Below are 26,029 nucleotides of genomic sequence, written 5' to 3' on the forward strand. Positions count from 1 at the left end.
ATAATGAGGAGCGTAAGCTTCGCACAATTTTGGGAGGAAACGCATGAACATTCAAAAAGTGTTGATTGCTAACCGCGGTGAAATCGCGGTCCGCATTATCAGGGCCTGCCGTGAACTCGGCATTTCCACTGTAGCGGTCTATTCGGAGCCTGACCGGGATTCGTTGCATGTTCGCTTGGCTGATGAAGCCTACTGCATCGGGCCAACGGCGGCCAAGGACAGCTATCTGAATTTTACCAATATTATGAGTGTGGCTACTTTAACAGAATGCGATGCTATTCATCCGGGCTATGGATTTTTGGCTGAAAATGCAGATTTTGCAGAGATATGCGAATCCTGCAATATTATCTTTATCGGACCATCACCAGACGCAATAAACCGCATGGGAGACAAGTCCGTAGCGAAGGAAACGATGAAGCTGGCTGGAGTTCCGATCATTCCAGGCTCTGACGGGATTGTAGATGATATTGAAGAGGCACTTATGGTAGCTCGCGATATTGGATACCCAATTATTGTTAAGGCTACTGCAGGCGGCGGAGGCAAGGGTATTCGCATAGCTGAGGATGAAGAATCTCTGGTGAAGCAGATTACAGCCGCCCAACAGGAAGCGCAGAAGGCATTTGGCAATGCTGGTGTCTATCTTGAAAAATTACTGACAGGTATGAAGCATGTAGAGATTCAGATTATTGCTGATAACCACGGTAATGTAGTTCACCTTGGCGAACGGGATTGTTCCGTTCAGCGTCGCCGCCAGAAGCTTCTGGAAGAAGCGCCTTGTTCTGTATTGACACAGGATGTCCGGGAAGCTATGGGCAATGCGGCAGTCCGCGCAGCGTTGGCGGTTAATTATTCAGGTGCGGGAACATTGGAATTTCTGCTTGGACCAGATGGACACTTCTATTTCATGGAAATGAATACCCGCATTCAGGTCGAGCATCCAGTAACGGAAATGGTTACGGGTGTAGATTTGATTAAGGAAATGATTTCTGTTGCAGAAGGAAACACGCTTTCCTTTACTCAGGAAGATATCGTTATTAACGGCTGGTCGATCGAATGCCGTATTAATGCGGAAGATCCTGAACGTAATTTCATGCCTTCACCGGGCAAAATAGGCTTTTATCTTCCACCCGGCGGACTTGGTGTAAGGGTTGACAGTGCAGCATACCCTGGTTATACGATTTCCCCTTTTTATGATTCCATGATTGCGAAGCTAATTGTCTGGGCACCCACACGTCAGGAAGCTATTGCCAAAATGAAGCGTGCTTTGGCTGAGTTTGCAGTAGAGGGCATACATACTACAATTTCGTTCCATCAGAAATTGCTGGAGCATCCTGTATTTTTGGAAGGCAATTTTGATATTAAGTTTCTGGAAGAATATGAAATTTAGGACGACTTCGCTTTGTTTGTCATAAAGTTCGTCAAATGATATAGTATGTTTAATAAGAGACGTGCTTTACGCTTGAAATCATGAACAACTTTTGTTGAAAGGTGTGAAGTCTAAGATGAGTACATTACCGACTGAATACGAACGGACGGAAATCGGTGAAATTCAGATCGCTCCAGAAGTGATCGAGGTTATCGCAGGCTTGGCAACGGTTGAGGTTAAAGGTGTTGCGGGCATGAGCGGAGGATTTGCCGGAGGCATTGTGGAGCTTCTTGGACGCAAGAACCTGTCCAAAGGAGTCAAGGTTGAGGTTGGCCAACGTGAGGCTGCAGTTGATGTATCCGTAATCATCGAATACGGCAACCGTCTACCAGAAGTGGCTGCAGAGATTCAGCGCAATGTTAAGCGATCCATCGAGACTATGACCGGTCTGACTGTTGTTGAAGTGAATGTACACATCCATGATGTGCAATTCAGAAACAATAACAATGTGGACAAGAATGAGGAAACAGACGTGGTTTTGCGCGTGAAATAACAGTCACCGTTCTTCCATAAACCCCCGACAGCACAGTCGAGGGTTTACTCTAATTTAAGGAGGTTATGAGACTCGTGGCCAAAATTTTGGACAGACTTCTGCTGTTTGTCTACAGCTTAAGTATCGGAATATTATCTGTTATAGCCATCCTCCTGTTAAGTGGAGCTATTCCTAGAACTCTGGAGATTAAAGATGAGCCCACAGCTTATATTGCTGCCATTACTGCAGCGGTTGTCCTGTTTCTGCTCAGCATTCGTTTCTTCTATATCTCGCTGCGCCGTGACCGTGCTTCAATGCCTTCAGTGGATCAGCGTACTGAGTATGGTGACATCCAGATCTCCATGGAAACCATTGAGAACCTGAGTCTTAAGGCTGCTGGTAAAGTAAAGGGAATCAGAGATCTGAAGTCGCGGATACGTGTATCCCAGGCAGGTCTTGAGATCATGATTCGTGCTGTGGTGGATGGAGAACATTCTTTGCCGCTCCTCACAACAGAGGTACAACGACAGGTGCATGATTTCGTGCAAGAGACTACCGGTATTCCGGTAGCTGACGTATCGGTATTTATTGCTAACCTCACACAGTCTCCAAGCTTCAAAAGTCGAGTGGAATAGAGGTGAGTTTCCCTGATGTCTTGGAAAGAACTATGGGGAAGTCACGGGGGTAGAATAGTCGGAGTGAGCTCCGGCATCGTTCTCGGATTGATTTATTTAATTAGCGGGTTTTGGGATATGCTGTTCTTTGCACTGGTAGTGTTCATCGGGTATACGTTTGGCAATCGAAAGGATAAAGCGCAGGCTCCGCTGTTTCAATGGCGGGAACTGGTTACGCGGCTGTCCGAACGCTGGCGTCCTTTCAAATGAACCGCAAATAGTCTTACTCCCGGAGCAGGAAGAATAAGTTTGTGTTGCTAGTTGCCTCGGGAAGTAGGCTGTGCGGTTTTTTATTTACGTTTAATTCCATCTGGATTTGGAAAATTTGCTTACAAGAACTGAATTAGAAGCAGGAACCCATGTTGAATTGAAGTGATGCGTATTTCTTACAATTAAACTCAGGAATCAAGACTACATAAGCTTTTTCCTGAGTTTTAATTGTGCGAAATACAATTAATATCCTAATTGTAATCACATGAGCTTTTGAGGTAACCACGTCACTGGAATTAGGGTTACTGGTGAAGAGAGCGGTACTTTTGATAATGAGTTATCCCTAGTTGAGTCGGCGGTTCAATGGCAACATTTTAATGCGATATAAGATTGTAGGAGGAACACATGAAAAGACGTATAGCAAGAGAGATTATTGTCCAAAGCCTGTATCAGATGGAAATGAATGAAGTGGAAAGTGCAGATGCGGTAGAAATGCTGCTGGAGGAAGCTTCGGAGGAAAATGAGACTGAGCGTGTCATCACTGATGAAATTCAGTTGAAGCATTATGTAGTTGAGCATGTAAATGGTGTCTGGGAACACAAAGTTGCCATCGATGAATTGCTTGAACATTATTTGAAGGGCTGGCAGATGAGCCGCCTGTCACGGGTAGATCGCCAAATTTTACGTTTGGCCACTTTTGAAATGGTATTTTCAAATGATGTTCCGGCCAAGGTAGCTGTAAATGAAGCTATCGATTTGGCGAAGCATTTCGGTACCGAGGATTCCGGTAAATTTGTGAATGGCGTGCTTGGTAAAATGATTCAAGAATTAGATACAATCAAAGCCGATCATGCTTAATATCCATAGAGACTAAGTACACAAAAGGGGAGAAGACTTTCATGACAGCAGCAATCATCAGTGGTAAACAAGTATCCGACGAAATTCGTATCGACATTGCCCAGGAGGTTGCTGGGCTGGCAGAGCGCGGGGTGAAACCCGGCCTTGCCGTCGTTCTTGTCGGTGAAGATCCTGGGTCCCAGGTCTATGTTCGCAATAAGGAGAAGTCCTGTATCAGTCTTGGCTTTTATTCAGAAGTGCACAAATTGGATGCTTCGACTTCTCAGGAAGATCTGTTGGCACTGGTAGAGAAGCTAAATAATCAGGATGATATCGACGGCATTCTCGTTCAGTTGCCTCTGCCTAACCATATTGATGAGAAGGCCGTGATTAATGCCATTTCTGTAGAGAAAGACGTAGACGGCTTCCATCCTGTAAATGTAGGTAATCTGATGATAGGTGCGGATAGTCTGCTCCCTTGTACGCCTGCGGGAGTAATCGAGCTGATCAAGCGCACCGGAACCGGGATGGCTGGCAAGCATGCGGTTGTCATCGGACGCAGCAATATCGTAGGAAAGCCTGTATCACTGCTGCTACAGCGTGAGAATGCTACTGTAACGATGTGCCATTCCCGCACGGCCAATATGGCTGAACTTAGCCGTCAGGCGGATATTCTGGTGGTAGCAATCGGGCGCGCGAACTTCATAGACGGCTCCTATGTGAAGCCGGGCGCGGTAGTAATTGACGTTGGTATGAATCGTCTGGATAACGGTAAACTTGCTGGCGACGTTGATTTCGAAAGTGCAAAGGAAGTTGCTGGTTACATTACACCTGTACCGGGTGGAGTTGGACCGATGACGATCACGATGCTGATGAGCAATACGCTGATTGCGGCTAAGCGCCGCCGCGGCTTGGAATAGGTCAGAGTCATGGCGGTAGAGCGGAAAGTCTACTCGATAAAAGAACTTAACGGTTATATCCGCATGAAGCTGGATTCGGATGTTGTTCTCTCAGACGTATGGATTCGTGGGGAAATATCCAATTTCACACATCATAGCAGTGGGCATATGTATTTTACACTCAAGGATGAGAGCAGCCGGATAAAGTCCATTATGTTTGCTTCGCACAACCAGCGCCTGCCTTTTGTTCCGAAGGAAGGCGCACGTGTTATTGCCAGGGGCAATGTGACTGTCTATGAACGGGACGGGCAGTATCAGTTCTATGCGACACAGATGCAGCCTGACGGGATCGGCAGTCTGTATCTGGCGTATGAGCAGCTGAAGAGCAAGCTTGCGCAGGAGGGGCTGTTCGCAGCGGAGCGTAAGCGTCCGCTGCCGCGTTTTCCCAAATGCATCGGTGTGGTCACTTCACCGACAGGAGCAGCAGTCCGGGATATCGTGATAACGCTCCAGCGGCGTTTTCCGCAGGTGCCGATCGTGATTTATCCCGTACTGGTGCAAGGCAAAGGCGCTGCGCCTGCTATTGTAAAGGCGATCAAGACGCTGAACGCCATGGGCGAAGCGGATGTATTGATCGTCGGACGCGGCGGGGGCTCGCTTGAGGAGCTGTGGGCGTTTAATGAGGAGGAGGTCGCGCGCGCGATTTACCAATCGGCTATTCCGGTTATCTCGGCCGTTGGCCACGAGACCGATTTCACGATTGCCGACTTTGTCGCTGACCTGCGTGCGGCAACGCCCACGGCGGCCGCTGAGCTGGCTGTGCCGCACGCGGGCGAGCTTGCTGCTCAGCTGCGCCAGCAGCAGAACCGGCTGCGCCAGAGCCTGCTGCGCCGCTCCCAACGCGGCGGCGAGCGCTTGGCGTCGCTGCAGCGCTCGCTCGCGCTGGTAGGGCCGCGCCGCTACCTGGCGCAGCACACGCAGCGGCTGGACATGCTGCGCCAGCGCCTTAGCGGTGCAGCGGAAGCCCGGCTCAGCCGGGCGCGCGAGCGCAAGACTGTGCTGCAGCATAGCCTGCAGCGCTATAACCCGCGCGACGGTGTGCTCGCCGCTCGGCAGCGCACAGAAAGCATGCGCCGCGAGCTGCTGAGCGCGATGCAGGCACGCCTGCAGGACAAGCGCTCCCGCTTCGGGGCGGAGATGCGCCATCTGGATGCACTCAGCCCGCTTAAGGTAATGTCGAGAGGCTATAGCCTCGTCTATGACCAAGAGGAACAGCATTTGATCAAATCGCTGAAAGAAGTCGAGCTTGGCGATCTTGTAGTGATAAAGCTAAATGATGGACAACTTGACTGCCAAGTGCGGGGAATAAAGGAGGATGCAAAAGACGATGGCGAAGGAAACGGAACTGGATTTTGAGGGAGCTATGGACCGACTGGAGGATATCGTACGTGAGCTTGAGCACGGCGACGTTCCCCTGGAGAAGGCCATCGATTTATTCCAGCAGGGTATGAAGCTGTCGCAGCTTTGCGGCAGCAAGCTCGAGCAGGTGGAGCGCAAGATCGAAATGATTACCCTTGAGGATGGAGAGTTGCGCAAGAAACCATTCGGCGGACGGCTGGAAGGGGATACCGATGAGGCGTAAGGAGCAGGGCCTTGAAGAAAGCTCGACTAGCAAGACTCTGCACCAGCCATTTCAGGATTATTTTGCGGCGATTTGTGATCTTGTCGCTAGCGAATTAGACAGTACTCTCCCAACTGAGTGGGAAGTGCCAGCGAATCTGCGTGAGGCGATGGACTATTCACTCAAGGCTGGCGGCAAAAGACTTCGGCCGCTGCTGGTTATATCCGCTTGCGAAGCACTGGGAGGACGCCGGGAGGCTGCTCTGCCTGTAGCTGCTGCAATAGAGATGGTCCATACCTATTCATTGATACATGATGATCTGCCAGCCATGGACAATGATGACTACCGGCGCGGCAAGCTGACGAACCATAAAGTATTCGGCGAAGCGACGGCTATCCTTGCGGGTGACGCGCTTCTGACGCATGCTTTTTATAGCGTTGTTCAAGCATCACGGCGATACGACATTCCTGCCGAGCGTACACTCTCTATTATTGAGGATCTGGCAGAGATGTCCGGCCCGCGCGGCATGGTTGGTGGTCAAATTGCCGATATGGAAGGCGAACAAGGGCTTACTGATCTGGAACAGCTACGGTTTATACATTTGCACAAAACTGGTGATCTCATAGTCTTTTCTTTACTGGCTGGTGGACGTATCGCCGGCGCGACTGAGCAACAGTTGGAAGCTCTGCGGCAGTTCGGGACATTAATTGGACTTGCTTTTCAGGTTCAGGATGACATTCTGGATCTGGTGGGGGATGAGGGCAAGCTTGGCAAAAAAACAGGCAGCGATATTAAGCAGCAGAAGGTAACCTATCCGTATTTTATCGGTCTTGAAGCTTCGCAAGAAGAAGTGAAGCGTCTGACTGAAGCAGCCCAGAAGGCTGTGTTGGAAGGCGGTTTTCAGGACAGTACACGACTGCTGGAGATTGCAGCCTTTTTAATGGCACGCGATCACTGATTCTACCTTAACAGGGCTATACTTCGATAGCCCTTTCGTTTGTGTTATAATGGGATTTATATTTTACAACATCTAGGAAAGCGGGGAATACACGTGCTGCTTCCACAAATAAATGATCCGCAAGCATTGAAATCATTGTCGGTCGAGGAACTAGCGACCCTTGCGGATGAAATCCGTCGGTTTCTTATCGAGAAGCTGTCAGTAACAGGAGGGCATCTTGCCTCCAATCTGGGAGTAGTGGAGCTCACGCTGGCCCTTCATTTCTGTTATGACAGTCCTCGGGACAAAATGATCTATGACGTAGGGCACCAAGCCTATGTTCATAAGATACTGACAGGCCGCAAAGACCGTTTCGATACATTGCGTAAGTATGATGGCTTATGTGGTTTTGTAAAGCGTGCTGAAAGCGAGCATGATGTCTGGGAAGCCGGACATAGCAGTACCTCTCTCTCGGCGGCAATGGGCATGGCTCTGGCGCGAGATTTAAAGGGTGAAGATAATAAAGTTATTGCGATCATCGGGGATGGTGCTCTTACAGGTGGAATGGCTTTTGAAGCGCTTAACCATATTGGACATGAGAAGCGCAAACTAATGGTTATTCTGAACGACAATGAAATGTCCATCGCTCCGAACGTGGGGGCAATGCACAATTATTTAAGTAAAATCCGTTCGGATCGTCATTATTTGCGTGCTAAAGATGAAGTTGAGGGACTGCTGAGAAAAATCCCGGCAATCGGGGGCCGACTCGCGAAGACTGCGGAACGGGTAAAGGACAGTCTTAAATATATGATGGTACCTGGTGTGCTATTTGAGGAGCTGGGCTTTACTTACCTTGGGCCGGTTGACGGGCATGATCTGGAGAAGCTGATTGAGGTCTTCCACCAAGCGGATAACGTAGCAGGCCCGGTTATGGTGCATGTGCTTACCACCAAAGGTAAAGGTTATAAACCGGCAGAAGCCGATTCTTATAAATGGCATGGGATTTCACCTTACAAAATTGAATCGGGTCAAGTGCTTCAGGCTGTTGGAAATCCAATGTATACAGAGGTTTTCGGTAAGACACTGATCGAGCTGGGGCATCAAGATAAACGTCTAATCGCGGTTACTCCTGCGATGCCGGGTGGTTCGGGGCTCTTCCCTTTTGCCAAAGAATTCCCGGACCGGATGATTGATGTGGGAATCGCTGAGCAGCATGCAGCTACCCTTTGTGCAGCGTTGGCACTTGAGGGTATGAAACCGGTATTTGCCGTGTATTCTACCTTTATGCAGCGTGCGTATGATCAAATCGTGCATGATATTTGCCGCCATAATGCTAATGTCATGTTCGCTATTGACCGTGCCGGCTTTGTCGGTGCCGATGGTGAGACACATCAGGGTGTATATGATATTGCCTTTATGCGTCATATTCCCAATATGGTTATGATGATGCCGAAGGACGAGAACGAACTGCGCCATATGATGAAGACGGCGTTAGAATATAATGATGGACCGATTGCTTACCGCTATGCGCGTACCAATGGGACGGGTGTGGCACTGGATGCCGAGCTGCGGGTGTTGCCAATTGGATCTTGGGAGAAGCTGCGACCTGGTGACGAATATGCCATTTTAGCCTGCGGCCCGATGGTTCAGGTAGCCGAAGAAGCGGCAGAGGTGTTGAAGCGCGAAGGTATTCAGGTTGGGGTGGTAAACGCTCGTTTCCTGAAGCCACTAGATAGCTCTATGCTGCTTGATCTGGCGCGGGCAAATACCGGAATGATTGTGTTAGAGGAAGCAAGCCAAGCTGGAAGCTTGGGCAGTGCTGTGCTGGAATTCTATGCAGAGCATGAGATTTACGACACTCGGGTGCATCTGATGGGCGTGCCTGATCTATTTGTGGAGCATGGCTCTATTAAGGAGCAACGCCAGGAAACGGGACTTACTGTTGAAGCGGTGTGTGGACGTATCAAGTCAATGATAACTTTAAGCACTTATTCATATAAGACGACTTCGTCTTCCTAAGCGGAAGAACGTTAACCCACCAAGAAGAAACGGCTTCGCCGTCCTTTTATGAGCGGTACCCGTTCCTTCGAGAATATAAGGATAAGTTATCGTGTGAAACATATAAATTCTTATATTGGAACAAATCGGGAGATGACCATGGAACACCGCAAAGAGCGAATAGATGTATTGCTTGTAGAACAGGGTTTTTATGAGAGCCGTGAACGAGCCAAAGCCGCTATTATGGCAGGTCTTGTTCTCGCAAATGAAGAGCGGATCGAGAAGCCGGGGATGAAGGTATCCCGAGAAGCAACTTTGAAAGTAAAGGGCTCCGTGCATCCTTACGTCAGCCGCGGCGGACTGAAACTGGAGAAAGCGCTCCGTCAATTCGGTATTGATCTGCAGGGGCGGAACATGCTGGATATTGGCTCTTCCACTGGAGGATTTACAGACTGCGCACTTCAGAATGGAGTAAGCCATGTGTATGCAATTGATGTCGGCTATAATCAGCTCGACTGGTCGCTGCGCAATGATGAGCGTGTAACGGTAATGGAGCGTACGAATTTTCGTTATATGACTCCTCCTGATATTAAGGGGCCTGTACCGGACTTTGCCAGTATTGATGTATCCTTTATCTCACTTAAGATTATTCTTCCTCCGCTAATGGCACTGTTGCAACGTCCGGCGGATATCGCCGCGTTGATCAAGCCGCAATTTGAAGCAGGAAGAGAAAAAGTCGGTAAATCCGGTGTAATTCGTGATTCGGCGGTGCACAAAGAGGTGCTTATTAAAGTACTGACTATGGCTGCGGACCTGGGCTATATTCTTAAGGGTCTTACCTTCTCGCCGATTACTGGTGGAGAAGGCAATATTGAATTTCTAGCTCACTGGACATTGCTGCCGGAAGAAAAAGTTATCGGAGAAGAAGGTATACAGCAGGTAGAGGATTCTTCACCTGCATCACCTTTGCTTAACTTTTCCTCACTTGCTGACGAAGTAATCAAGGAAGCTACTTCAACCTTCAGTGTCAATACAACTCATGGAAACTCATCGCGTAGATGAGTTTCTTTTGCTAGAAAGGGCTGCAGAATTCGTGGTAAGCAGGATTTTGCAGGGCCTCACGCGAATAAATCACCGAGGTGATGGAAGTGGCGGAAAGCTCTGATAAGGTTGTCATGGGTTTAATTGGAGTAGCCTTAGCTATATTTATACTGTACAGGATCTACATATGGCTGCAGAGCTCTCCGCGTTCCTTTATGAAGGATAAAATCCCCCTCAATAAAGTGATTACTCCTCATCCTTCTATAGATTTGCTGGAGGGGGCAGGGTACGAGATCATTGGCGGCAAACTGAAAATTCCGTTGTCCTTTAAGGTTGACGGGTTATCGTTGTACAGCCGGTTGTTTATTGATTACGTTGCCACCAAAGAAGAGAGTTCGTTCTATTTGGTCATGCTGGCCCGTCCACGCAAGCCGCTGGATCTTACCGGCAGTGGATTACGCGATACCTTGCTGCCTTATCTGCTGATCTATCCGGAATGCAGCGGCGTGTTATATGTGAATGTTACGACTGCAACCATTCAAGTCATTAAGCTAGGTAAAGATGATGGAGAATCGAATTAAAGTTTATCTTTTAAATACGGGAGGCACCAATGAAGGGACAAAGACATATTAAGATTCGCGAAATTATAACGCATAAGGATATCGAGACACAGGATGAGCTAGTGGAGACATTACGTGAATCTGGATTTCAGGTCACTCAGGCTACAGTCTCGCGTGATATTAAGGAGCTTTTGCTAATTAAGGTTCCGATGGATGATGGGAGATATAAATATTCACTTCCAACTGATCAGCGTTACAATCCTACCCAGAAACTGAAGCGGGTGCTGGTTGATAATTTTGTGCAAATTGATTTCTCCGCCAACCTGGTTGTAATGAAATGTTTGCCGGGAACGGCTAACTCCGTGGCAGCTCTGATAGACAATATTAACTGGCCGCAAATTATGGGTACCATTTCAGGTGATGATACCATTCTCATTATCTGCCGCCAGCCAGAAGACAGCAAGAATGTAATCGCGCAAATCATGGGATACATATCCTAACTACTATGCTCCACAAAACTAAGCGTATGCTTTCGAAGCGAGTTTTATTGCGAAGTCAATCAATGGGGTTAAGGCTCCATAAAACTAAGCATATGCTTTCGAAGCGAGTTTTATTGCGAAGTAAATCAATGGAGTGATTGCTCCATAAAACTTTCAGGAGGTGCTCTTTTAGTGTTAGAAACCTTGTCAATTCGCAATCTTGCCGTTGTTGAGGCGGTGGATGTACATTTTTATCCTGGATTTCATGTGCTTACGGGGGAGACAGGTGCAGGGAAATCAATAATCATTGATGCGCTTGGACTCATTGCCGGAGGGCGTGGCTCTGCGGATTCCATTCGTTACGGCTGTGAAAAGGCAGAGATGGAAGCGCTCTTCAGTCTGCCTGAGCGTCATCCAGTCTGGGAGACACTGGAGCGCCTGGGTATCCGGGCACAGAAAGAGGAGCATCTGGTTATACGACGCGAAATCACCTCACAAGGCAAAAGCGCTTCACGCGTAAACGGACAATTAGTTAACCTAAGCATGCTGCGGGAAATCGGTGAACAGCTAGTCAACATTCACGGACAGCATGAGCATCAGAATCTGCTGAAGGCAGAGACACATTTGGGATTGCTGGATACGTATGGAGAAGGCTTGATCAGTCCGCTTAAAGCTGTTTATCAAGAGAGATACTCAGCTTTTGCCAAAGTGGAGAAAGAGCTGCGCGAGCTGCAGGAATCCAGTCAAAAGGGCTACCAAATGCTCGATTTATACCGCTTTCAGCTTGAGGAGATTTCATCGGCTGGTTTAATTGCGGGAGAGGATGAATTACTTTCCGAAGAAAGGGTCAAACTATCCCACAGCGAGAAAATGATGGATTCCGTAACCGGTGCCTATGAGCTGCTGTATGACAATCAGGGTCTGGAGTCCATCAACAATGTCATTTCCAAGCTTGAGGATGCAGTCCGTTATGATGAAAAAGGGTTAAAAGCTGTGCTCGAGCAGCTGCAATCTGCCTACTATCAGTTGGAGGATGCTTCGTTCCAGCTGCGTGATTACCGTGAGGATATTGAGTTCAATCCACAGCGTCTCGAAGACATCGAGAACCGGCTTCATCTGATCTCCGGCTTGCGTCGTAAATATGGGGAGAGCGTAGAGCAGATCTTGGCTTATTATGAACAAATTTATCGTGAAACTGATCTGCTGGAGAATAAAGACGAATATCTTGAGAAATTAACTGTCAAACGGAATGGATTGTTATCGCACTTAATGGAAGCAGCGGAAGCACTCAGTGCCGCAAGACAGCATTGTGCGACTGATTTGGCGGTTCAGGTTGAAGGTGAGCTTAAGGATCTCCAGATGGAAAGAACGTCGCTACAGGTCAAGCTAGACACGCTGGAGGACCCGCGGGGTGTGGAGTATCAGGATCGGCGTATCCGTCTGACCCGACAGGGCATTGATAGTGCGGAATTCATGATCTCCCCTAACCCGGGTGAACCACTTAGACCTCTGGGCAAAATCGCCTCAGGCGGCGAGTTGTCGCGGATCATGTTGGCGATGAAAAGTATTTTTGCACGTCATGATGCCATTCCTGTACTCATCTTTGATGAAGTGGATACTGGGGTCAGTGGACGTGCTGCCCAGTCGATCGCGGATAAGCTGTATAAGCTGTCCTCAACCTGCCAGGTATTCTCCATTACCCATCTACCGCAAGTGGCTTGTATGGCCGATCATCAGTACTTGATTCGTAAAAAGGTTGAAGATGGACGCACCATGACTGAGGTGGAATCCTTGTCAGATGAAGGTCGGGTAAAGGAGATGGCTCGGATGCTGGGCGGCGTAGAAATTACCGAAAAAACGCTGCATCATGCACAGGAAATGCTCAATCTGGCCGAAGCCAGCAAAGCTGCTGCTTTGTAAGCGGGACAATGATTGACAGTAATAAAAGCCTGGGGCAAGGTTATCTTATAGGTACGCAATTGGCGACCACCTTTTTCGTCAAGCGAAAGAAGCAAAAGGGAGCGTGACAGCCATTGAAGCCGAACCTCAGGAAGTTAATGCCCGGCCTTTTACTTGCCTTCTTTCTTAGTTTATCAGGCATAACGGGACCCGTCCGAAGCTTTGCTGCAGCACAGGATGAGCCTAGCCAGGCGGCTGTACAGCGAACCCATCCGGAGCTAAAGGTCATCCCGGGAGGTCAGACGATTGGTGTTAAGGTGAAATCTGCAGGGGTACTGGTTGTAGGACATCATCTGATCGAAGTATCTCAGCAGTCTAAGCTTTCACCTGGAGAGAACAGTGGACTTGTGCCTGGTGATTTGATGATTTCCATTGATGGTATTAAGCTGGATGAAGTATCGAAAGTTGCAAAGCTGGTGGAACGCGCCGGTAAAAACAATAATTTGCTTACCATTGTCTATAAGCGAGGTGGGAAAGAACATACGGCGAAGCTGAAGCCCGCGTATGATCGTAACGATAAGGTGTGGAGGCTCGGTCTGTACATTCGAGATTCCGCAGCAGGCGTGGGAACTTTAACCTTTTATGCACCACAGCAAGGGGTGTATGGGGCATTAGGACATGTGATTACGGACATGAACACGGGAACACCCATCGTTGTTGGCAGTGGACATATTGTGCAATCAAGCGTAACCTCAATTTCCAAAAGCCAGGATGGCGATCCTGGTGAGAAGAGAGCACATTTTTTGAAGGAAAGTCAGGTACTCGGAAATGTTGAGAGCAATACAGACTTTGGCATCTTCGGCAAAATGACCCGCAACCCTGAACACAGTCTTTATAAGGAGCCGATTCCGGTAGCTATGAGCGATGAAGTCAAGGAAGGGCCAGCCCAGATCCTGACAGTTGTAAATGGACAGCAGGTGGAACGCTTTAATGTTGAAATCATCCATGTTGCACATCAGGCGGAGCCTGCTACTAAAGGGATGGTGCTGCGCATTACCGATCCTCGTCTTTTGGACAAGACAGGGGGATTGTACAAGGCATGAGCGGCAGTCCTATTGTTCAGCAGGGGCGATTAGTCGGTGCAGTCACCCATGTGTTTGTAAATGATCCTAAATCCGGTTACGGATGTTTCATTGAGTGGATGCTCAGAGACTCCGGTGTAGCTCAACAAGAGAATATGCTTCCCCACAATCTTAAGGCGGTTTAGCCTTAAGATTTTTTTGTCGAACCAAAGCGAAGAAGAACGAACCTTGAAATAAATTATTAATTATAGTTCAACGTTGAAAAAAAATAAAGAAAAATAATATTCGACAGAAGGGAATTGAATTCCTATGTCGAAACCTTAAAAGGAGAGATGACAAATGTTATTTTCGAATAGCAGATATAATTAAGGAGGAAACAGCCAGTGCAGAATATTGAAGTGTTGTTGGCCGATGATAATAGGGAATTCACGAACTTGCTGTCCGAATATATTTCGGAACAGGAAGACATGACCGTAACAGGCATCGCCTACAATGGAGAAGAAGTGCTTCAAATGTTAAGTGGAGCGCATAAGGTCCCCGATGTTCTTATCCTTGATATCATTATGCCTCATTTGGACGGTCTTGGCGTCCTGGAACGACTACGCGATATGGATCTGAATCCCCAACCGAAGATCATTATGCTGACCGCCTTTGGTCAGGAGAACATCACTCAGAGGGCTGTACAGCTTGGAGCGTCTTATTATATTTTGAAACCATTTGATATGGAGGTATTGGCTAGTCGCATACGCCAGCTTGTTGGCATCCAAGGCAGCCTGACTTCTTCCTCAAATATGACTAATTACTCATCCTCCAGATCGAACGTTGTGCCAATCTCCAAGGGCAAGAATCTGGATGCTAATATTACTGCGATTATCCATGAAATTGGCGTACCTGCGCATATTAAGGGCTATCAATATCTGCGTGAAGCGATCACCATGGTGTACAACAATATCGAGATCCTTGGAGCGATCACCAAGACGCTTTATCCTGCCATTGCCGAAAGATTCAAGACAACGCCTTCACGCGTTGAACGTGCCATTCGCCATGCGATTGAAGTAGCTTGGACCCGTGGCAACATCGACAGCATCTCCCATCTGTTCGGCTATACCATTAATATCTCCAAATCTAAGCCGACTAACTCGGAATTTATTGCCATGGTGGCCGACAAGCTGCGGATTGAGCATAAGGTTTCTTGAAAGGGTAAGGATGAATGAGGGTAGCTATGTATAACCGCTATTCATTGGGTTTCCATAATCCTATGAAGGGCGGTTATTTTATTATGTTACAAGAGGTCTGTACACAAACTGTACAATCCATTTAAAAGCAGTACAATTGAACCTATGAGTTGCAAATACGCAATAAGTGATGAAGAAAGGGGTGCTCCTTGATGACAAATAGTAAACTGAATCCTAAGGTTGATGAATATTTAGGTAAAGCTAACAAGTGGAAGAAAGAATATGAGAAGCTGAGAAATATTGTTCTGGACTGTGAGTTGACCGAAGAGTTTAAGTGGATGCATCCTTGTTACACATTTCAGAATAAAAACATAGTCTTAATACATGGATTTAAAGAATACTGTGCGCTTCTGTTTGTCAAAGGTGCTTTGTTACATGATGCCCGTGGCATTCTAATCCAACAAACGGAGAATGTACAGGCGGGGCGCCAGATTCGGTTCACCGATGTTGAAGAAATTATTGCAATGGAAACCATCTTGAAGGCCTACATTAATGAAGCTATTGAGATTGAAAATTCAGGTGTGGAAGTGGAATTTAAAAAGAATACAGAATTCATCATTCCTGAAGAATTTCAAACTAAGTTTGCTGAGCTCCCTGCCTTGAAACCAGCTTTTGAAGCATTGACGCCCGGACGATAAAGAGCTTACCTTCTATATTTCTCCGCACCCAAACAATCCAAAACTCGAACTTCAAGAGTTGAAAAATATATGCAGCAAATTCTGAATGGAAAAGGATTAAATGACTAGGGGGTTAAGAGTAGGTTACATATGTCCCATTTGTGGTTTTGGTATGTTGGAGAAACCTGCATATGATGAACAGGGCAACGAATCATTTGAAATTTGTTCTTGTTGTGGTTTTGAATATGGAGTGGATGATTATAACTACGGACTAATTAATGCGTTTGAAAGTTATAGAAAGGAATGGATTAATAGTGGCTCTAAGTGGTTTTGTCCATCGCTCGAACCTACAGATTGGAATTTAGACATGCAATTAAAAAACATCACGATAATCAATATGCCTCATTACCTTCGAAATATGTAGTGTGAGGTTGATGAAGTATAAATGGGAGGATTTTAAATAATGGCTATGGTGTATTCAGAAATGTTTATTGAGAGTGTGAAACTTGAATTGTTGAATCGTTTGGGATTAAAGAGGGTATATTATCTGAAGCAAATGCATGATGATTTATTTTATGATGCTGTGGGATCGGAAAAAGGAACGAAACATCGATTTCGGGTTAGACCAGCGACGGGAACATTGGATGAGTTTATTTCGGATAAGTGGATGAGAGTGCATAGCTTTAAGATAAAAAGCGTTAATCACTAATACAGTAATCACCATAAAGAGAAGGATATTGGCCATAGAATCCAACTTGGCACCCAGTTCATTTTGTGAAATTGTTTTGCCGACAAGCGATGATAAAACGTATTGAAAGGTTCATTTATTTATCCATAATAAACAAATACCACTTGTTTTGCTGGTGAAAACCAAGTGAAATGGTGGTTTTTTAATGAATAATTAGGATGTGGACTAAAGAATTTCAGGGATTAATTGTTATATTGAAACACAAATTGTTGTGTTGTGTTATGATATAGGTGAGGTGACTTCTATGAACGTTTTCGAGAATGAACCTGATGAGCTGGGGAATTTCATACGGCACATCAGAAAAACTAGAGGGTTGACCTTAAGAGGATTGGAAGATAAGAGCGGAATAAGCTATTCACAGCTCAGTAAAATTGAACGGGGAGAGAGCATCCCACTTAAAGATAACCTGGACAAAATCATTGAAGCTCTTGGAGCCGATCTTAAGAACCGGATGTATCATCTGGCTGATTATATGCCGGATGTTGAATATATCAAGACCTTGAAGCAAGAGTATCAGTTGCCATTGCATAATCAGTCCCAAGATTACATCTATGAGAAGGCTTTTAACAAGCTCAAAGAATTTCGAGCCAAGGAAGGAAAAGAAACTTCGTATGTTTCCTTTGATTCGAATGAGGTCATAGTTTATGAAACCGAATATGGGGCAGGAATGGTAATAGAGAAAATCGAGAAATACAACTTAACCGATGTCTTGAACGATAAGTTTGAGGGGAGTTTAGACTCGTTAAGGAAGCAGCCCCGTAAAGGGAGGCAAGCATTTATATTTGGTGAATGGCTGCGGGAATGTATTTATGAGTTAAAAGAAGAGGATCAAGACCTAGTCATACAAGAGCTGAAGGAGTTTACCCAATTCAAAGTACAACGAATAAAGGGCACTTTTAAGTAAAGGTCAACTCTTAACCCATAAATTTGATAACAAATGAATAATGTTGCCTTTTTTGCAGCCATCTATTCATCTTGATCCATAAACAAACAACTAAAAATGGTTTGACAGAAAAGGGGATATAAAAACTAATGAGAATTAACATGAAATTTACCAGCAAGGGAAAAGCCGCTATCGAGAACTTCAATAACGAGGAGCTGCTGGAGATATTTGCACGTTACATTAAGACTTTATCGAAAAAGTATGACATTGAAGTAGATGTTCCCCTTGAAGTGAATCAAAATATTGTCGTGGATGGAACAATTATCGCGATGGCAGAGAACGTGAAATGCGACGTGGATACCTTCTTCAAGGAACTCAGTAGAGATATTAAAGTGCCACTGAAGAAAAGACTTGGTGGAAAGCTGGAGAACGTTTTTAAGACGGAGTTTATCGAGTAGTCTTAACAGCATCCGGCAATAATACGTAATCGCACATAAAAAAGATAATGCCGGTTTGATTTGGCACTATCTTTTTTTATGTCTTTCAGACATGCATGCAGAGATCATAATCACATGAGGCCCCGGCCGTTTAGAACAGTTTTGATAATTTCTACGAAATCTGGTGAAGCTTTAGAATTTACTGCTAATTCATAGATATTGAGCAATTGTTCATTAGTCAATAGTTCTAGAGAAGACGGACGCGGAGAAGGATGAAAATGATAATTCATTAGATTCCTCCCTCAGTTATCTGGAATTTAGAAAGCTAGCCTCTCCAAATGGTACCATTTGGAATAAGAACCGTCTCCTGCCATTCGCCCTCTGTATTTATCTTTACATATGATGGTTAATGTGGGATAATATATGATTAAAAGTGATCTGCATCACAATGATCCCGGCACCTAAGCGGTACCGGGATCGTTCGATCAGTGTTAGAAGACATAAAGATGCTTTACCCTGACGGGTTTTTATTGTGTATAGATAAATATTTCTTGATACGAGAGCCATTAGATTCTGATACCGTAGTAAACTGTTCTCCGTGATCGAAAAAAACAATTTTTCGATCGGAATCATATTGTTCGATATTATGAATATTGACAACATTACTGCGGTCAAGCCGTTCGAAGCCTTTATCCCCATATGCAGTGAAGAGATCGGAAAGAGTGGTGGGGAGAACAAACTCGCCTTCTTTCGTATGGACGAATATTGTATTCTTGTAATTAGAGAAATACAATATATCTTCTTCCTGGATATCCCTGGAGGAACCGTCGTTCAGTAAGACACGCATGTTTTCCCCATCCTTGTTAGATTACTTCCGGAGTTCTTTTGGAATTTCTGGGCTGTGGTACAATGGTTTTAAGACGGTAGCAAAAAAACGAGCGGATACTGCTAAGACGGATGATGTTTGCTTAGCGAATGCCTTTTTCATGATTTATTCTCCTCCCTTTAGGAATTATGGTCCAAGATTGGACTAAAAAACTGAGTCCAATTGTAGACGACACAATCAAAAAATTGGATGAAACTAAAAGTAAGGAAAGTATTTTAAGCAGCGGGTATAATCGTAGTGGAATTTGACTGTTGTAATCAGGATTAGGGGCAAATAAGAACATAATAGCTAGACTCAAACTATTTATTATCCAAATATAATTTAGGGTATATCCCGATAAATGCGGGATTACTGTACAGAGAAGGATTGAAAAAATATTACAGGCACGAGCAGTTCTAAAATGAACTCCACCAGATAACATACGCAATAAAGAAAGACAAAAGAAAACAATGATTGTTGCTTCTAACTCTCCAGAAAGCCAGCCTAGTAGCACTGAGATTATGAAGGTAGTCAATGTGTTAAGAATAATGGTGAGAGAATATTTCATAATCTCAATGGAATGTGTTTCTTCGGGATTTATACTTTTAATAGTTCGCGCAATTTTATAAGCCAATGTTTCCATGATCGCTCCGATCTTTTTTATAAGATAAATAAAGATATCCATAGAGTACGAGAGCGTAGGCAAGCGGAATAATGAAATAAAATTGCATAAGATGATTAGAAAAGTATATGGTTGATAACACGATAATAAAAGACGGTAAATTCAAGGCGAACAAAACCTGATCACGAGTTGAGATATTAATTCTTCCGGCGGGCTTGTCAGGAACAAAATCGAAACCTTTACGTTTTTTACTAATATACATGCCAATTATTATAGCTGTAGTGGCTGTTAATATTTGCAATAAATATACAGAAAACAAGGTGGATTGGTTTAACAAAAAGTAATAAAGGGTTTGTATCAAAGAATAGGCCTGATAGGTCATACCAGTCATAATTGCGGCGTAGAAAAAGTGAATCCGAAACAAAAGCCACATAAAACAAAATATTAAAATGAATTGAAGGCAAACGTCCATTTCAATTAATCCATAATCACTTCGCAGCACAAAAGAAATGAAACCCATTATCAAACTTGCGAATACCATTTCTATTGGATACAAGTCAATTTTAAAGGTTTTGAAAGCTAAGAAAAACAATGCGTAGGTTTCCAATACCGAGAAAGCCATATAAAGCACAAAATCCACCATCCCTACACTCCCGATACCAGCTTAACAAATCCCCAATCTTGCAATTATTATACATAATGTTCTAAAATACAACAACGGGAAATTACACTTATCACCATTTATTTATAAAATATTGTAAATGAGAGGGGTTCTACCATGAGCCAACGTCCAGAACGAAGTGAATACGGAGATTTTTATGCCCAGTATATTTCTTTAGTGCCTGCTGAAGGGGAGCTTTATGATATTTTCAGAAAACAATCGGATGATATGTTCGTCTTTCTTGGTGGATTGAGTGAAGTTGAGGGGAATTATCGTTACGCACCGGAGAAGTGGAGCATCAAACAAATCGTTGGTCATTTGATCGATAGCGACCGCATTATGTCATATCGTTTGCTGCGTATCTCCAGAGGAGATACGACGCCATTGGCAGGATATGAAGAGAATGATTATGTGAAGGCCGGTCAATTTGAGAGATTTTCCTTAAATGAGCTGCTATATCAGTACAAGGTAGTGCGGGAGTCAACGCTGGTATTGCTCGCAACTCTGCCGGAGGATGTCTGGGAAAAAGTGGGGATCGCCAATAATGCTTCAATCTCAGCAAGGGCGCAGGTCTGCATATTGATCGGGCATGAGCTTCATCATTGGGAAGTGATTAAGGAGCGGTATTTGAAATAGCTGCCCTACGTTTGATCAAGCTCAGTTTTTTAAAGTGAAAGGCAATCTGCTTGCAGCAGGCATTCGACATCGTTCCAAAATTGAAGGCGGCACACGTGATACGACACATCGCGCATATACTGGAGGCAAGCTTCAGCAGCAGCACAGTCTCTACGTCTGTAAGGAAGATGAGCACCGAGCATTGCCGTTTATCCGCTAATGAGACAGCATTTTGCGCTTCAAGGCTATAAAAGTCACAAACTAGCCAGTCTCCGGATTATGGGATACTGGCTAGTTTTCGTTTTTGATCCATAGCGGCCTGCTTCAACAGGTATGGGACACGGTTTTAGATGTTAGGAGTAGTTTCCGCTGAACCCAGCGGAGAGGACGGAACGATTGCGGAAAAGCGGCAGCGTTCGCCTTTGTCTCCGGATGTACACGGCTAAGTGTAATTCAATACATCTGGAGACAACAGCGATTGGAGCAACGTTCCGTTCGCGGAGCATCCGCTCACAACAACTTATATTATGGCTTTTTGGCTACTACTGTTATAACGGTGGATTCTTGTGACATTTGCGGCATACCGGATAGTAGGCTTCATTTCCACCGATCTGTATTTGTTTGCCACTGTATACGGGTTTGCCGTTTTCAACACGCAGTGCCATAGTGGCCTTACGCTCGCAGAACCAGCAAATGGTCTTCATTTCCTCGATTTTATCAGCGTAAATCAGCATATATTTGCTGCCTTCGAATAGATTGTTCTGAAAATCATTTTTGAGTCCGAAGGCCATTACCGGAATGTTGAGCTCATCTACAATGCGGACAAGCTGGAGAATTCCATCCTTGGTCATAAACTGGCATTCATCAATGAGTACGCAGTGCGGCTTTCGCGGGTTGCTGCTGACGATCCTATAGATATCTGTATGTTCATCGATAGGTATAGCTTCTTTGCGCAGTCCGATTCGGGAAGATACATAACCCACTTCGTCCCGATCATCGATGGAGGGTGTGAAGATGAGCACGGACTTGCCCTGCTCTTCATAATTATGTGCAACCTTTAATATTTCAATAGATTTACCGCTGTTCATTGCCCCGTACTTGAAAAACAATTGTGCCACGACCATCTATCCCTTCTTAAATAACCAGTAATTAAGCTCCGAAAATGCGACTTTATTACAGTATCATATTCGTAGCCTGTGTTACCAGTGAAAATCGTAGGATGAAGGATCTGGATACCTTGCCTCTATAAAGTTCATTCTAAAAGTGTTGTGTTATAATTATTGGAAAATGGTCAGAAGGGAAGTATTGTTCATGCCAGAAAAATTGGTTGAATACAAGGAGCGGCTAGCCGTTCTTCAGGAAAAAGGCGGGATATCCGCAGAGGCTCAAGTCTTGCTGGAGGAGATACTCTTGGATCTTGCCGAAAAAAATCGCAGTAATAAGGCCATGCGCCAGGTGATTTTGAAAACGGGAAAGGCTTCTACGATGTCCACCCGTTTACGGGAAGCGCTGTATGAATAAGTAGAGAACATGGGTAAATATAATATACGATTGGAACCTGAAAATATAGGATGCCTTCTAATAGATATACATCTTCGGAAAGCGGCCGTCTGATGGAGGAATGGTTATGGTCTTTATTTTTTCTTTTCTCAAAAAATACAGGGTTGCCGCTATCGCTGCTCTGGTGATGATGCTGATTGAGCTTGCTGTTGAGCTGTCCCAGCCCTTATTGATTGCCAAAATAATCGACCAAGGCATCCGAGAGCAAAAATCCTCAGTAGTATGGCTATGGGGCAGTGTGCTGATAGGAAGCGCGGTTGTGGCCTTCATTGCGGGGGTGCTCAGCTCTTTTTTTGCGTCTCATGCCAGCCAAGGTTTCGCTTTTGATCTAAGGGACAAGCTGTACGAAAAGGTGCAGTCATTCTCCTACGAAGTCTTTAACCGCTTTGCTGCTTCATCGTTAATCACGCGCCTAACCAGCGACGTATCGCAACTGCAGGATACTCTGTTTATGAGTTTGCGATTTATGACTAGGGTGCCGCTCGTTGTTGTGGGATGTGTCATTATGGCGCTGGTCGTGCACGTAAAGCTGGGATTGGTGCTGACGCTGACCCTACCTATATTAATTATTTTCCTGTATGTGGTTATGAAGAAAGCATCGTCCTTGTTCCGCAAGGTACAAATCAGGCTGGATGGGGTTAATGGCGTAATACAGGAGAATCTTACCGGTATTCGTTTGATTCGTGTATTTGTACGTATGAATCACGAGATTGGCCGCTTTGCTGCTTTCAGTGGGGATCTAATGAAGGTTACGGTGTCTGCACTGCGCTTAACGGAAACTACGATGCCTTTTATTCTGCTAATTGTAAATGCGGGGATATTGGCGGTGCTGTGGTTCGGTAGAATCGAGATTTCAACAGGTGATGCTACATTAGGCCAGACTGTCGCGGTTATCAATTATTCCTTGCGGACGATTGGGGCGATGTCAGCTTTATCCTGGATTGTGGTTACCTTTTCCCGGGCACGCGCATCCTCACAGCGTGTTGTCGAAGTGATGTCCGCTCATACGGAGATGGAGGATCTTGAGAATGCTGTTACACAGACGAATCCACCGGCTGTATTGGGCGGTGTGAAATTTGAAGGTATCAGCTTCCGCTATCCTGGAAGTAATATTTCGGTTCTCGAAGATATTTCCTTTGAAGCCAAGCCTGGTGAACGAATCGCGATTATGGGGGCAACTGGCTCGGGCAAGTCCTCGCTGGTGGGGCTGATTCCACGGTTGTATCAAGAGACTGATGGGGTCATATGGATTGATGGGGTAGAGAGCGCCAAGCTGGAGATTTCCAAGCTTCGGGGAGCCATCGGCTATGTGCCTCAGGAAGTATTGCTCTTTACCGGATCGGTCCGCGAGAACATTGCTTGGGGCAATGAGCATGCCACTCAGCAACAAATTGAGCAAGCGGCAGCGGCAGCGCAGATCCATGCCACGATAACAAGTCTGCCGGGCGGCTATGATACTATACTGGGCCAACGTGGAGTTAATCTATCCGGTGGACAGAAACAGCGGCTGACCATTGCCAGAGCTCTGGTCAGGAAACCTGCAATCCTGATTCTGGATGACAGTACCAGCGCACTTGATGCCGTAACTGAGGGGCTGCTGCTTGCCGCGCTGAAGGAGATATCCTGTACAACATTCCTGATCACACAGAAGATTAGTTCCACTGCATCGGCGGATCTGATTCTTTTGCTGGATGAAGGTCGGTTAATCGGTCGCGGGACGCATGAAGAATTGCTGGAAAGCTCGCAGCTATACCGGAGAATTAATGAATCGCAGATAGGGGGGATGGTGCAGCATGTTCAAAGCATTAGTTGAGCCTTTTCGCCATCCTAAGCCAGTAATTGAGCTTGGAGAGGGAAGAAGCCTGGGTTCGGCCACGGGCCGCAAACCGAAAGCAAAAGCAAAGGATTGGGCAGGTACACTGAAGCGGCTCTGGAGATACCTTGCCAAACGTAAAGCCAGGTTGGGTCTGGTCTTGCTGATGGTTGTGCTCAGTTCAGCGTTAGCGCTGCTTGGCCCTTATATGATTGGTAAAGCGGTCGATGTTTATCTGGAGGGTACAGGTGGACAGTCTTGGGGTATTTTTCTGATCAGCCTAGCACTTGTATATATATTCTACTCTTTGACCTCCTGGCTGCAAAATATTTGGATGATCGAAATTGCCCAGGAAACGATATTCCGGATGCGTACTGATCTATTCAGTTATCTACATAGGCTGCCAATTTCGTTCTTTAACAAGAGACAGCAAGGAGAGATCATGAGCCGATTGACCAATGATATTGAAAATGTCAGCTCAACGCTTAACAGCTCGGCGATTCAGATTTTCTCCAGTATTTTGACACTGCTTGGCACTGTGGGGGTAATGCTGTGGCTCAGCCCCCTCCTAACGCTGCTAACGTTTATTGTTGTGCCTTTGATGGCGATAGGGATGCGCTGGATCACACGGCGAACCGGTCCACTATTTAAGGAAAGACAACGTAACATGGGTGAACTGAATGGTTATATTGAGGAAACGTTATCCGGACAGCGCATTATTAAGGCTTTTTCACAGGAAGAACGGGTTATCAACGGTTTTCGTGAACGCAACACACGGATCATGCTGTCAGGGTATTGGGCACAGGCGATCTCCGGCTTCATTCCCAAGCTGATGAATGGACTGAACAATCTAAGCTTTGCCATTGTTGCCGGAGTTGGTGGTCTGCTGGCGATCAACGGGTCCATCACAGTCGGAGTAATTATAGTGTTTGTGGAATATACACGCCAGTTCACTCGGCCGCTGAATGATCTGGCGAACCAGTGGAACACGCTCTTGTCGGCGATTGCCGGAGCGGAGCGGGTCTTCGAAGTGCTGGATGAGGAGACTGAGGCGAAGGATGAGGGCGCAGCGATCTCGCTGGATAAAGTGGAAGGTGCAGTGCGCTTTGCCGGAGTATCCTTTTCGTACGATGGAGGCGCAAATACACTACAGGATATTAGCTTTGAAGCAAAGCCAGGTGAGATGATCGCTTTGGTCGGGCCAACCGGTGCAGGCAAAACAACGCTGATCGGGTTATTATCCCGGTTCTATGATCCGAACGAGGGCAGCATAACGCTGGACGGGAAGGAACTTACCTCGATCCGACGTGAGAGTTTGCGGAGCAAGATGGCCTTTGTCCTGCAGGATTTATTCCTGTTCAAGGGAAGCATTCGCGATAATATCCGCTACGGCAGGCTGGACGCCTCCGATGCGGAGGTTGAACAGGCTGCTAAACTGGCTAATGCTCATTCTTTTATTATGCGGATGCCGGATGGTTACGAGCGAATGCTCTCAGCAGATGGCAGTGGGATTAGCCAAGGACAGAAGCAACTGCTGGCCATTGCACGGGCCATTCTCGCCAATCCTTCCATGCTGGTGCTCGATGAAGCGACGAGCAGCATTGACACGGTGACCGAGATCAAGATTCAGGAAGGGCTGCAGGCGTTGATGAAGGGGCGTACCAGCTTCGTGATCGCACACCGACTGAACACGATTCGTGCCGCTGACCGGATTCTGGTACTTGAAGGCGGCCGTTTGCTGCAGCAAGGCAATCATGAAGAACTGCTGCGTCAAGGAGGACTCTATAGCGATTTGGTGCAGGGTAAGCGTAGAGTGACCGCCGAGGTTGAAGCCTAAG

General features: G+C 46.0%; 27 protein-coding genes and 2 pseudogenes. 25 read left to right on the forward strand and 4 right to left on the reverse strand.

The annotated features are described in order from the left end of the window. Nucleotides 1-43: 43 nt before the first annotated feature. From accC to H1230_RS10620, 20 genes and pseudogenes are all read left to right on the forward strand, one after another. Nucleotides 44-1,387, forward strand: a complete 1,344-nt coding sequence (gene accC, locus H1230_RS10525; protein WP_239715422.1) for an acetyl-CoA carboxylase biotin carboxylase subunit — start codon at nucleotides 44-46, stop codon at nucleotides 1,385-1,387. Nucleotides 1,388-1,502: 115 nt separating this feature from the next. Then, nucleotides 1,503-1,919 (forward strand): Asp23/Gls24 family envelope stress response protein, encoded by a 417-nt coding sequence (locus H1230_RS10530; RefSeq protein ID WP_154118567.1) that lies wholly within the window; start codon nucleotides 1,503-1,505, stop codon nucleotides 1,917-1,919. 74 nt (nucleotides 1,920-1,993) lie between these two features. Next, complete coding sequence (gene amaP, locus H1230_RS10535; protein WP_239715423.1) at nucleotides 1,994-2,533, forward strand: alkaline shock response membrane anchor protein AmaP; 540 nt, start codon at nucleotides 1,994-1,996, stop codon at nucleotides 2,531-2,533. Between the two features lie 15 nt (nucleotides 2,534-2,548). Beyond that, the gene (locus H1230_RS10540; RefSeq protein ID WP_239715424.1) at nucleotides 2,549-2,782 is read left to right on the forward strand and encodes a DUF2273 domain-containing protein; all 234 of its coding nucleotides are present in this window, start codon (nucleotides 2,549-2,551) and stop codon (nucleotides 2,780-2,782) included. A gap of 405 nt (nucleotides 2,783-3,187) precedes the next feature. Beyond that, nucleotides 3,188-3,640: a transcription antitermination factor NusB gene (nusB, locus tag H1230_RS10545; RefSeq protein ID WP_239715425.1), complete on the forward strand. Its 453-nt coding sequence runs from the start codon at nucleotides 3,188-3,190 to the stop codon at nucleotides 3,638-3,640. 41 nt (nucleotides 3,641-3,681) lie between these two features. Further along, a complete protein-coding gene (gene folD, locus H1230_RS10550) occupies nucleotides 3,682-4,539 on the forward strand; it encodes a bifunctional methylenetetrahydrofolate dehydrogenase/methenyltetrahydrofolate cyclohydrolase FolD (protein ID WP_239715426.1) in 858 nt (285 codons plus the stop codon). 9 nt (nucleotides 4,540-4,548) lie between these two features. Further along, nucleotides 4,549-5,934, forward strand: a complete 1,386-nt coding sequence (xseA, locus tag H1230_RS10555) for an exodeoxyribonuclease VII large subunit (protein WP_239715427.1) — start codon at nucleotides 4,549-4,551, stop codon at nucleotides 5,932-5,934. Further along, nucleotides 5,906-6,160 (forward strand): exodeoxyribonuclease VII small subunit, encoded by a 255-nt coding sequence (xseB, locus tag H1230_RS10560; RefSeq protein WP_154118561.1) that lies wholly within the window; start codon nucleotides 5,906-5,908, stop codon nucleotides 6,158-6,160. Before xseA ends, xseB begins: the two co-directional genes overlap by 29 nt. Further along, nucleotides 6,150-7,097, forward strand: coding sequence for a polyprenyl synthetase family protein (locus tag H1230_RS10565; RefSeq protein ID WP_239715428.1), 948 nt, complete (start codon nucleotides 6,150-6,152; stop codon nucleotides 7,095-7,097). The genes xseB and H1230_RS10565 overlap by 11 nt, the downstream gene beginning before the upstream one ends. 93 nt (nucleotides 7,098-7,190) lie before the next feature. Beyond that, complete coding sequence (gene dxs, locus H1230_RS10570) at nucleotides 7,191-9,095, forward strand: 1-deoxy-D-xylulose-5-phosphate synthase (protein ID WP_239715429.1); 1,905 nt, start codon at nucleotides 7,191-7,193, stop codon at nucleotides 9,093-9,095. A gap of 138 nt (nucleotides 9,096-9,233) precedes the next feature. After that, nucleotides 9,234-10,136: a TlyA family RNA methyltransferase gene (locus H1230_RS10575; protein ID WP_239717251.1), complete on the forward strand. Its 903-nt coding sequence runs from the start codon at nucleotides 9,234-9,236 to the stop codon at nucleotides 10,134-10,136. An 86-nt stretch (nucleotides 10,137-10,222) separates the two neighbouring features. Then, nucleotides 10,223-10,696, forward strand: coding sequence for a hypothetical protein (locus H1230_RS10580; protein ID WP_239715430.1), 474 nt, complete (start codon nucleotides 10,223-10,225; stop codon nucleotides 10,694-10,696). Between the two features lie 29 nt (nucleotides 10,697-10,725). After that, entirely contained in the window at nucleotides 10,726-11,175 is a 450-nt protein-coding gene (ahrC, locus tag H1230_RS10585; protein WP_154118556.1) for a transcriptional regulator AhrC/ArgR, read from the forward strand. 171 nt (nucleotides 11,176-11,346) lie between these two features. Next, nucleotides 11,347-13,074, forward strand: coding sequence for a DNA repair protein RecN (gene recN, locus H1230_RS10590; protein ID WP_239715431.1), 1,728 nt, complete (start codon nucleotides 11,347-11,349; stop codon nucleotides 13,072-13,074). 113 nt (nucleotides 13,075-13,187) lie between these two features. Then, nucleotides 13,188-14,320 (forward strand): annotated as a pseudogene (spoIVB, locus tag H1230_RS10595) (SpoIVB peptidase). Nucleotides 14,321-14,518: 198 nt separating this feature from the next. Continuing rightward, nucleotides 14,519-15,331, forward strand: coding sequence for a sporulation transcription factor Spo0A (gene spo0A, locus H1230_RS10600; protein ID WP_239715432.1), 813 nt, complete (start codon nucleotides 14,519-14,521; stop codon nucleotides 15,329-15,331). 191 nt (nucleotides 15,332-15,522) lie between these two features. After that, nucleotides 15,523-16,116, forward strand: a pseudogene (locus tag H1230_RS10605) (YdeI/OmpD-associated family protein). Between the two features lie 334 nt (nucleotides 16,117-16,450). Next, the gene (locus H1230_RS10610) at nucleotides 16,451-16,696 is read left to right on the forward strand and encodes a hypothetical protein (RefSeq protein ID WP_239715433.1); all 246 of its coding nucleotides are present in this window, start codon (nucleotides 16,451-16,453) and stop codon (nucleotides 16,694-16,696) included. Between the two features lie 283 nt (nucleotides 16,697-16,979). Next, the gene (locus H1230_RS10615; protein WP_239715434.1) at nucleotides 16,980-17,639 is read left to right on the forward strand and encodes a helix-turn-helix domain-containing protein; all 660 of its coding nucleotides are present in this window, start codon (nucleotides 16,980-16,982) and stop codon (nucleotides 17,637-17,639) included. A 128-nt stretch (nucleotides 17,640-17,767) separates the two neighbouring features. Continuing rightward, nucleotides 17,768-18,076 carry a hypothetical protein gene (locus H1230_RS10620; RefSeq protein ID WP_154118551.1) on the forward strand — a complete coding sequence of 103 codons (309 nt, stop codon included), beginning with the start codon at nucleotides 17,768-17,770 and terminating at the stop codon, nucleotides 18,074-18,076. A gap of 490 nt (nucleotides 18,077-18,566) precedes the next feature. Here the strand turns inward: H1230_RS10620 and H1230_RS10625 are convergent, their stop codons facing one another. The 3 genes from H1230_RS10625 to H1230_RS10635 all read right to left on the reverse strand — a co-directional run bounded on the left by H1230_RS10625 (nucleotide 18,567) and on the right by H1230_RS10635 (nucleotide 20,185). Beyond that, nucleotides 18,567-18,902, reverse strand: a complete 336-nt coding sequence (locus H1230_RS10625; RefSeq protein ID WP_239715435.1) for a LytTR family DNA-binding domain-containing protein — start codon at nucleotides 18,900-18,902, stop codon at nucleotides 18,567-18,569. Between the two features lie 121 nt (nucleotides 18,903-19,023). Continuing rightward, a complete protein-coding gene (locus tag H1230_RS10630) occupies nucleotides 19,024-19,563 on the reverse strand; it encodes an accessory gene regulator ArgB-like protein (protein WP_239715436.1) in 540 nt (179 codons plus the stop codon). Next, entirely contained in the window at nucleotides 19,544-20,185 is a 642-nt protein-coding gene (locus tag H1230_RS10635) for a hypothetical protein (RefSeq protein ID WP_239715437.1), read from the reverse strand. Before H1230_RS10635 ends, H1230_RS10630 begins: the two co-directional genes overlap by 20 nt. Nucleotides 20,186-20,320: 135 nt before the next feature. Between H1230_RS10635 and H1230_RS10640 the strand changes: the two genes are divergently transcribed. Together H1230_RS10640 and H1230_RS10645 are read left to right on the forward strand one after the other, a co-directional pair. Beyond that, nucleotides 20,321-20,839, forward strand: a complete 519-nt coding sequence (locus tag H1230_RS10640) for a DinB family protein (protein ID WP_239715438.1) — start codon at nucleotides 20,321-20,323, stop codon at nucleotides 20,837-20,839. A gap of 34 nt (nucleotides 20,840-20,873) precedes the next feature. Continuing rightward, complete coding sequence (locus tag H1230_RS10645; RefSeq protein ID WP_239715439.1) at nucleotides 20,874-21,038, forward strand: hypothetical protein; 165 nt, start codon at nucleotides 20,874-20,876, stop codon at nucleotides 21,036-21,038. Between the two features lie 328 nt (nucleotides 21,039-21,366). Here the strand turns inward: H1230_RS10645 and H1230_RS10650 are convergent, their stop codons facing one another. Further along, on the reverse strand, nucleotides 21,367-21,936 hold the full coding sequence (locus H1230_RS10650) for a thymidine kinase (protein ID WP_239715440.1): 570 nt from the start codon (nucleotides 21,934-21,936) through the stop codon (nucleotides 21,367-21,369). A gap of 193 nt (nucleotides 21,937-22,129) precedes the next feature. On the opposite strand from H1230_RS10650, the gene H1230_RS10655 reads away from it, so the two are divergent. The 3 genes from H1230_RS10655 (at nucleotide 22,130) to H1230_RS10665 (ending at nucleotide 26,028) form a co-directional block, all read left to right on the forward strand. Then, entirely contained in the window at nucleotides 22,130-22,339 is a 210-nt protein-coding gene (locus H1230_RS10655) for a hypothetical protein (RefSeq protein WP_239715441.1), read from the forward strand. Nucleotides 22,340-22,445: 106 nt separating this feature from the next. Continuing rightward, a complete protein-coding gene (locus tag H1230_RS10660) occupies nucleotides 22,446-24,191 on the forward strand; it encodes an ABC transporter ATP-binding protein (protein ID WP_239715442.1) in 1,746 nt (581 codons plus the stop codon). Then, entirely contained in the window at nucleotides 24,172-26,028 is a 1,857-nt protein-coding gene (locus H1230_RS10665; protein WP_239715443.1) for an ABC transporter ATP-binding protein, read from the forward strand. Before H1230_RS10660 ends, H1230_RS10665 begins: the two co-directional genes overlap by 20 nt. Nucleotide 26,029 lies beyond the last annotated feature (1 nt).

It is taken from the genome of Paenibacillus sp. 19GGS1-52 (assembly GCF_022369515.1).
Classification (GTDB): domain Bacteria; phylum Bacillota; class Bacilli; order Paenibacillales; family Paenibacillaceae; genus Paenibacillus_AQ.